Source organism: Nocardioides sp. (assembly GCF_031422975.1).
Classification (GTDB): domain Bacteria; phylum Actinomycetota; class Actinomycetes; order Propionibacteriales; family Nocardioidaceae; genus Nocardioides.
In genome coordinates, this window is record NZ_JANPEO010000330.1 from 1 (window position 1) to 7,559 (window position 7,559).

7 protein-coding genes are annotated in these 7,559 nt (G+C 71.5%); 2 read left to right on the forward strand and 5 right to left on the reverse strand.

Annotation, left to right across the window (positions count from 1 at the left end; translation table 11 throughout):
- The 3 genes from RMO85_RS10045 to RMO85_RS10055 form a co-directional block, all read right to left on the reverse strand.
- Positions 1–708: DUF2071 domain-containing protein (locus tag RMO85_RS10045; protein WP_310528587.1), on the reverse strand; the 708-nt coding region annotated here is incomplete at its 3' end.
- Positions 698–2,458, reverse strand: a complete 1,761-nt coding sequence (locus tag RMO85_RS10050) for an ABC transporter ATP-binding protein (protein ID WP_310528588.1) — start codon at positions 2,456–2,458, stop codon at positions 698–700. The genes RMO85_RS10050 and RMO85_RS10045, both read right to left, overlap by 11 nt.
- A complete protein-coding gene (locus RMO85_RS10055) occupies positions 2,455–4,167 on the reverse strand; it encodes an ABC transporter ATP-binding protein (protein ID WP_310528589.1) in 1,713 nt (570 codons plus the stop codon). Before RMO85_RS10055 ends, RMO85_RS10050 begins: the two co-directional genes overlap by 4 nt.
- Positions 4,168–4,212: 45 nt before the next feature.
- Between RMO85_RS10055 and RMO85_RS10060 the strand changes: the two genes are divergently transcribed.
- Both RMO85_RS10060 and RMO85_RS10065 read left to right on the forward strand, forming a co-directional pair.
- Positions 4,213–5,316, forward strand: a complete 1,104-nt coding sequence (locus RMO85_RS10060) for a glycerophosphodiester phosphodiesterase family protein (protein ID WP_310528590.1) — start codon at positions 4,213–4,215, stop codon at positions 5,314–5,316.
- Between the two features lie 52 nt (positions 5,317–5,368).
- Complete coding sequence (locus RMO85_RS10065) at positions 5,369–6,421, forward strand: glycerophosphodiester phosphodiesterase (RefSeq protein WP_310528591.1); 1,053 nt, start codon at positions 5,369–5,371, stop codon at positions 6,419–6,421.
- A 9-nt stretch (positions 6,422–6,430) separates the two neighbouring features.
- On the opposite strand, the gene RMO85_RS10070 is transcribed toward RMO85_RS10065, so the two are convergent.
- Entirely contained in the window at positions 6,431–6,715 is a 285-nt protein-coding gene (locus RMO85_RS10070; RefSeq protein ID WP_310528592.1) for a hypothetical protein, read from the reverse strand.
- Between the two features lie 8 nt (positions 6,716–6,723).
- The coding region (locus RMO85_RS10075) for a LiaF domain-containing protein (RefSeq protein ID WP_310528593.1) at positions 6,724–7,559 on the reverse strand (836 nt) is incomplete at its 5' end.

Here is a 7,559-nt window from a genome sequence, read left to right on the forward strand (position 1 = left end):
CACGTCGACGCCCGGGGAGAACATCACGTGGTCCGGTGGCCTCGCCGCCAGGTCGCCGAAGCCCTGCACCCCGAGCAGCTCGTCGTCGAGCTCGTCCACGACGGCCCGGTGCAGTGGCCAGGTGGGGTGCGCGTTGGGCCAGTAGCGGGTCCGACCGCGACGGTCGGCCAGGTGCAGCCCCCAGCGCGCGGTGAGGAAGAGCTCCAACGGCCCGGCCTCGAACGGTTCCCCGACGCTCACCGCCACGGTCGAAGCGGCGCCCCTGGGGCCGGGCCAGCGGCGTCGACACGTGTAGGTGATCCGTGCGCCGGAGTGCTCCCGGTCCATGTGCGACCACAGATAGGGCAACCGGGGCCCGCCGCGGGCAGCGAGGACGGGTGCCAACCGGGAGGCGTCCAGGCTCAGGAACACCACGCCCCGGCGGCCGGCGTCGTCGACCGAGTACAGACGGACGTTCGTCTCGTGGAACGACCCTACGTAGGGCAGCCCCGGGGAGCCCAGGAAGCCGATGCCGCTCATCCAGAACGGGATCAGACCCACGTACGTGACTCCGTCGAAGGTGTCGGGCCGTGTCCCGGGCGGGAGGTAGGGCTGGATCCGCTCGGCGGGGACTGCCCAGTGCAGGAAGGCCAGCTCGGCCCAGCGCTGGGTGAAGACGGTCCGGCCGACGGGCCGGGGTGCGAGTGCGGTGACTGGTTCAGGGTCCATCCTCATGCCTTCCGTGCCATGACTCCCAGAGTGCGGCGTACGAACCGCCGGCGGCGACCAGCTCGTCGTGCGACCCGAACTCGCTGATCACCCCGTCCTCGCACACGGCCACGCGGTCGGCGTCGTGGGCCGAGAACAACCGGTGCGCGATGGCGATGACCGTACGCCCCTCGAGCACGGCGGCGAGCGAGCGCTCGAGGTGCCGGGCCGCGCGCGGGTCGATCAGTGACGTCGCCTCGTCCAGGACCAGGGTGTGCGGGTCCGCGAGCACGAGTCGCGCGAGCGCGATCTGCTGTGCGTGCGCGGCGGTCACGGCCCGACCGCCGGAGCCGATGATCGTGTCCAGCCCGGCGGGCAGGGCGGCCACCCATTCCTGGGCATCGACGGCCGACAGGGCGGCGTGGACCTCGTCGTCGCTGGCGAAGGGCCGCGCGAGGATGAGGTTCTCCCGCAGCGTGCCGACGAAGACGTGGTGCTCCTGGGTGACGAGCGCCACGTGGCCGCGAAGGTCGCCCAGCGGCAGCTCGACGAGCCCGACGTCACCGACAGTCACCGTGCCCGACCGCGGCGGGTGGATGCCCGCCAGCAGCCGGCCCAGCGTGGACTTGCCGGCGCCTGACGGACCGACCATGGCGATCCGCTCGCCGACCCCGACGTCGAGGTCGATGCCGTGCAGCACGTCGCGCCCCTCGACGTAGGCGAACCGCACGTCCTCGGCATCGAGCTTCTCGGAGTTCGGCGTGCGGCCGGTGACCGCGCGGTCGGCGGGCACCTGGGCCACGCCGAGGAGCCGGGCGAGCGCGGCCGCGCCGAGCAGGAGCTCGTCGAGGATCGACACGATCCGGTCGACCGGGTCGATCAGCATCTGCACGTAGAGCGTCGCCGTCGTGACCTCGGCCAGCGAGACCGAACCCTGCGTGTAGAGCCAGCCGCCGAACAGCAGGGTGCCGACCACCGGCAGCAGATAGCTCAGCTCCATGGCGGGGAAGAACACCGTGCGCAGGTGCAGCGTGTACTTCTCGGCCACGAACGACTTCGCACAGTCGTCGTCGCACAGCTCCACCCGCTTGCTGCCCAGTCCGAGGGCCTCGACGGTGCGCGAGCCCTCGACCGTCTCGGAGAGCGTGGTGGTGATCTGCGAGTAGGACGCGGTCTCGGCGAGGTAGCCGTCCTTGGCGCGGGCGAGGTACCACCGCAGGCCGGTCGCCAGCGGCGGCAGCGCGAGCAGGCACGGCAGCGCCACCCACCAGCCGACGCTGAGCGCGGCGGCAAAGGTCAAGATCGCCGACACGACCGCGATCGTCCACTCCGGCAGCGCCCACCGCACCGACCAGCCCAACCGGTCGATGTCCGAACCGGTGCGGGTCAGCAGGTCGCCGGAGCCGGCGGCCTCGACGGTGCCGACCGGCAGCGCCAGCGTGTTGGCGACGAAGTCCTCGCGGAGCTCGGCCAGCACCAGCTCGCCCATGACCTGCGAGCGGTAGCGCGCGTAGCGTGTCAGCACCGACTGCAGCACCAGGAACACCGCGAGCAGGACGACGATCTTGTCGACGTGCGCCGTCGTCGTGCCCTCCTCGACGGCCTGCACCAGGCCGCCGAGCAGGCGCGGCGCAGCCAGCGCGGTCAGCGCAGCGAGGACGTGCAGCCCGAGCGCGGTCCACAGCAGTCGGGGGTGCCGGTGCGCGACCTGGCCGACATAGCGGCGTACGGCCCTGCCGTCCGCGATCGGGAGCCGGGTCGTGACACTCATACGGCGGCCTCCACGTCACGCACGACGACGGTGCGGTACGCCGCAACGTCGGCCAGCAGCGAAGCGTGGGTGCCCACCGCGACGATCCGCCCGTCGACCAGGAACGCCACCTCGTCGACCGCGTCCAGCAGGAGCGGGCTCACTGTCGTGACGACCGTGGTGCGACCCGCGCGGTGTGCGCGAAGGCGCGAGGCGATGCGGGCCTCGGTGTGGGCGTCGACGGCGCTGGTCGGCTCGACCAGCACCAGGATCTCGGGGTCGGCGGCGAGGGCGCGCGCCAGCACCAGTCGCTGGCGCTGGCCGCCGGAGAACGAGCGGCCCTTCTCGGTGACGACCGAGTCGAGGCCCTCGGGCAGCGCCGCGAGGATGTCCTCGGCCGACGCCGTGAACAGCGCCTTCTCGACGTCGCCGAAGCCGTGCTCGTCGATCCGGTCCGCGAGGCGACCGGCGAACAGGGCGGCCCCGGTGTCGGAGACCATGATCCGCTCGCGGACGACGGCGTGCGGGAGCGAGGTGAGCGGCACGCCGCCGAGCGCGACGTCGTCGTCCTGCTCGGCCGCGCACAGCCCCAGCCGGTCGGCGAGCAGGGCCGAGTCGTCGGGCTGGTCCGACACGATCGCGGTCAGCAGACCGGGCGTGACTCGCAGCCCCGAGCGGTGGTCGAGCAGCACGGAGTCGGCGGGCGGTGCGGCGGCGGGGGACACGGGCTCCACGACGTCGGGCTCGAGTGCCATGACCCGGCACACGCGGGTGGCTGCGACCCGGCCGCGGATCAGCTTGTTGGCGAACTCCGTCGCCGTACGCAGCGGCAGCATCAGGAAGGCGGAGTAGCCGTAGAAGGCGACCAGCTCGCCCGCGGTGATCGCGCCGGTCACGGCCGAGCGCGCACCCAGCCACACGATGAGCACCACGAAGACGCCGGGCAGGAAGACCTGGAGCGCGTCGAGGACCGACTGCAGCTTCGCGACGTTGACGGCCGCGGTGCGGGTGGCCTGCGACTCGCGGCGGTAGCGGTCGAGGAAGACGCCCTCGCCGCCGATCCCGCGCAGCACGCGCAGGCCGCCGACGATGTCGGTGCCGGTGTTGGACAGGTCGGAGCGCATCTGGCGCTCGGTGGCGCTGCGGGCCTGCAACGGCTTCAGGATCGGGCCCATCACCAGCAGGAGCAGCGGCACGCCTATCAGCACGACCAGGCCGAGCTGGACCGAGGTGCTGAGCAGGATGGCGGAGACGAGGAGGAACGACACGATCGCGCCGGCGAAGCGTGCGGTCACGTCCATCACGTTGCCGATGTGGTCGAGGTCGGTGGTGCCGATGGCGATCACCTCCCCGGTGCTGACCTTGCGCGGCAGCGAGCCGCCGAGACGCACCGACTGCCGGGTCGTGAGCTGCACGATCCGGTAGGAGGCGGTCAGCCAGTTCGTCACCGCGAACCGGTGGCGCATGATCCCGGTGACGGCCTGGACGAGTCCGATCGCCAGCATCACGCCGGCCCAGAGCGCCAGCTGGCCCGGGTCTCGATCGGCGACCCCACGGTCGATCGCCCGCCCGAGCACGGCCGGCATCACGGCCTGGCACGACATCCAGACGATACCGAAGGCCATACCCCCCAGGAGTGTCAGCCGCTGCTGGCTGGCGAGCCACCACAGGAACCGTCCGGGCCCGCGATGATCGGCGATGCCGGGGTTGGGGACGGGTAGCTGACGCACTTGTCCGAGAGTACGTAGCGAGGCCGGGTCCATGCGAATCCTTTTGTGGCGACTCTGCTGGACCTTCATTCCTCACGCGACGTTCACCTCACCGTCGTCGCCGCGACGCCCGCCCCCGGGACGGTTGCCCACATGACCGTGACCTGGCAGGTGCCAGCTCGTGACCGGACCCCGAGTCTGGTCGTCACTCCTGCGATCGTGGGCCACCGCGGTGCCAGCGGGCACCGACCCGAGCACACCCTCGAGGCCTACCGGACGGCGATCCGGATGGGGGTCGACGACATCGAGATCGACCTCGTCTCGACGAGGGACGGGGTGCTGGTCGCCCGGCACGAGTCCGAGCTCAGCGGCACCACCGACGTCACCGACCACCTCGAGTTCGCCGCCCGCCGCGACACCCGGACCATCGACCGGCACCGCGTCACGGGCTGGTTCACCGAGGACTTCACCCTGGCCGAGCTCAAGTCGCTCACGGCACGAGAGCGGATGCCCGCGACCCGCCCGGACAACACGACCTACAACGACCGCGAGGGCGTCGCGACCCTCACCGAGATCCTGGCCATGGTGTACGCCGAGTCGATGCGACGTGGCCGCGGGGTCGGCGTGATGATCGAGCTCAAGCACGCGGCGTACTTCGACTCGATCGGCCTCCCGCTCGACGAGCCGCTGATGGCCGCGCTGCGTCGCCACGACCTCGACCAGCCGTGGGCCCGGATCAGCCTGATGTCCTTCGAGCCCGGCATCCTTCAGCGCCTGGCCGAGCGCACCCGGCTGCCGATCATCCAGCTCCTCGAGGTCGGGGAGTCGCACGCGGAGATGTGCACGCCCGCGGGGCTCGCCCGCATCGATGACTACGCCGACGGCATCGGCCCGCACAAGAGCCTGGTGCTGCCCCGGGACCGCTCGGGCGCCATCGGCGAGCCCTCGGACCTCGTCCGCGACGCCCACCGGCGCTGGCTGACCGTCCACGTCTGGACCGTGCGGGTCGAGAACCGCTTCCTGCCCAGCAACCTGCGGCGCGGTTGCGCCCCGGACGCCCCGGGCGACATGGCCGGCGAGGTCAGGGCGCTGCTCGATGTGGGAGTCGACGGCGTCATCACCGATCACCCCGAGCTCGCGGTCGCGGCCGCCCGCGAGCTCGACTTCTGACGTTCACCCCGACACCCCGCGACGGCTGCCTGCGACCGGTTGGCTCGAGGCCATGACTACTCGGAGCCTCATCGTGGCCGCCCTGGCGGCCGCTCTCACCCTGACCGCCGTCCCGGCCAACGCACATCGGCGGGACCCCGACCCCCTCGTGATCGGTCACCGCGGGGCCTCGGGCTACCGACCCGAGCACACGCTCGCCTCCTACCAGCTCGCCATCGACCAGGGCGCCGACTACATCGAGCCCGACGTGGTCTCGACCAGGGACGGCGTGCTCGTGGCTCGCCACGAGAACGAGATCAGTGGCACCACCGATGTGGCGTCGCACCCCGAGTTCGCCGGCCGCAGGACCACCAAGGTCATCGATGGCACCCCCTTCACCGGCTGGTTCACCGAGGACTTCACCTACGCCGAGCTCAGCACGCTCCGCGCCAAGGAGCGGCTGCCCCAGGTCCGCCCGCAGAACACGGCCTACGACGGCCAGTTCCTGATCCCCACGCTCGACGAGGTGCTGGACCTCGCCGTCCGCGAGGGCGTCGGTGTCTACCCCGAGACCAAGCACCCGACCTACTTCGACTCCGTCGGGCTCTCGCTCGAGGAGCCGTTGGTGGCCGCACTGGAGGCACACGACCTCGACGACAGGTCCGACGACGTCATCATCCAATCGTTCGAGGTCACCAACCTCCAGGACCTCAACCGGATGACGAGGGTCGATCTGGGGCAACTGGTCGACGCGACGAGGGGTCCGGTCGACCTGCCCGGCGTCACCTACGCCTCGATGGTGACGCGCCAGGGCCTCAGGGCGATCTCGACGTACGCCGACGGGCTGGGCGCGCACAAGGACTGGGTGCTGCCCCGGACGAACGGTGCCACGACCACACCCTCCACCGTCGTGCGCGACGCGCACCGGGCCGATCTCGTCGTGCACGTGTGGACGCTGCGCAGGGAGAACCAGTTCATGGCCACCAACTTCCGCATCGGCACCGACCCGAACGCGCCCGGTGACCTGTTCGCCGAGACGCAGGCGTTCCTCGACGCCGGGGTCGACGGCGTGTTCTCCGACAACCCCGACATCGCCTCCGCTGCGCTGGCCGACTGGCTCCGGTAGGGCACCGGACTACAGCGTCTCGTCCTCCGCGTCGGCCGGCGTTGCGGCGTACTCGGGCCGGGCCCGACGGCCGCTGAGCGCCACCGCGAGAAGGCCGGCGAGCCCCGCTGCGAGCCAGGGCAGGGGCATGAGCCAGCGGAGGTCGTCGCCGCCGATCGCGTCCGACTCGAAGAGGAGCCAGATCGTGGCGAGGCCGAGGAAGGCGACGCCCATCACGAGATGGCCGACGCTGACCGGGTGCCGACCGGAGGAGTCCGTGTCGACCTCCGCGTAGGGGTGGGGGTGGTTGCTCATGGCGGACCTCACTGCTCGTGGACGGTGACCTGGCCAACGCCGAGGTCGATGATGATGCGCATGTCGGGCACGTCGTTGCCGCCGTCGACGGAGCCCTGCTGGGTGACGTCGACGCCGTCGTTCATCTGGCCGAACAGGTTGATCTCCCCGACACCGGTCGAGGCGTCGACCACGACGTCCATGCCGTCGGGGATGACGACCTCGAGGTCGCCGATGCCGCCGTCGATGGTGAGCTCGCGGCCGTCCAGGCCGTCGATGTCGCGCACCTGGGACAGGTCGATCCTCAGCTCGCCGGCGCCGATGTCGTAGGAGGTGCGGACCTCGGCCGAGCTGGTCGGCGTGTAGTCGAGCCGCTTGCCGTCGTAGTTGTCGCTCGCCGTGGCGCCCAGCGTCACGGCGGCCGTGAGCAGGCCGAGGAGGATCAGGCCACCGGCGCGGCCCCAGAAGGCGCCGAGCACCAGCATCGCTCCGGTCAGCGACATCGCGAGCGCGGGGTAGGCGGCACCGGGCACCGCGGTGCCGGAGACGTCGATGATGCCGAGCGTGCCGACTCCGGTGGCGATCAGGGCGAGGGTGAACCAGAAGAGGATCGGGCCCCTCCTGCGCGGGTTGCGGGGCCGCACGTAGGTCGTCGCCTGGTACGGCTGGTACGGCTGGTACGGCGCCTGGGTGGGCCGTGCCGTCTCGTCGGTGGCGGGCGTCGTCCCGGTCTGCCAACCCGGCTGACCGGGCGCGGCCGTGGGTGCGCCGTAGCCACTCGTGGGCTGGGTGTGCCGGTTGTCCTTGCGGTTCAGGAACCAGACGACGAGCAGCCCGACGATCACCAGCGGCCACGGGAACCAGA

Bases quoted from the DNA above. Each gene is read 5' to 3' on its own strand.
- RMO85_RS10050 (WP_310528588.1), bottom strand. From the start codon at position 2,458: ATGAGTGTCACGACCCGGCTCCCGATCGCGGACGGCAGGGCCGTACGC.
- RMO85_RS10065 (WP_310528591.1), top strand. From the start codon at position 5,369: ATGACTACTCGGAGCCTCATCGTGGCCGCCCTGGCGGCCGCTCTCACC.
- RMO85_RS10070 (WP_310528592.1), bottom strand. From the start codon at position 6,715: ATGAGCAACCACCCCCACCCCTACGCGGAGGTCGACACGGACTCCTCC.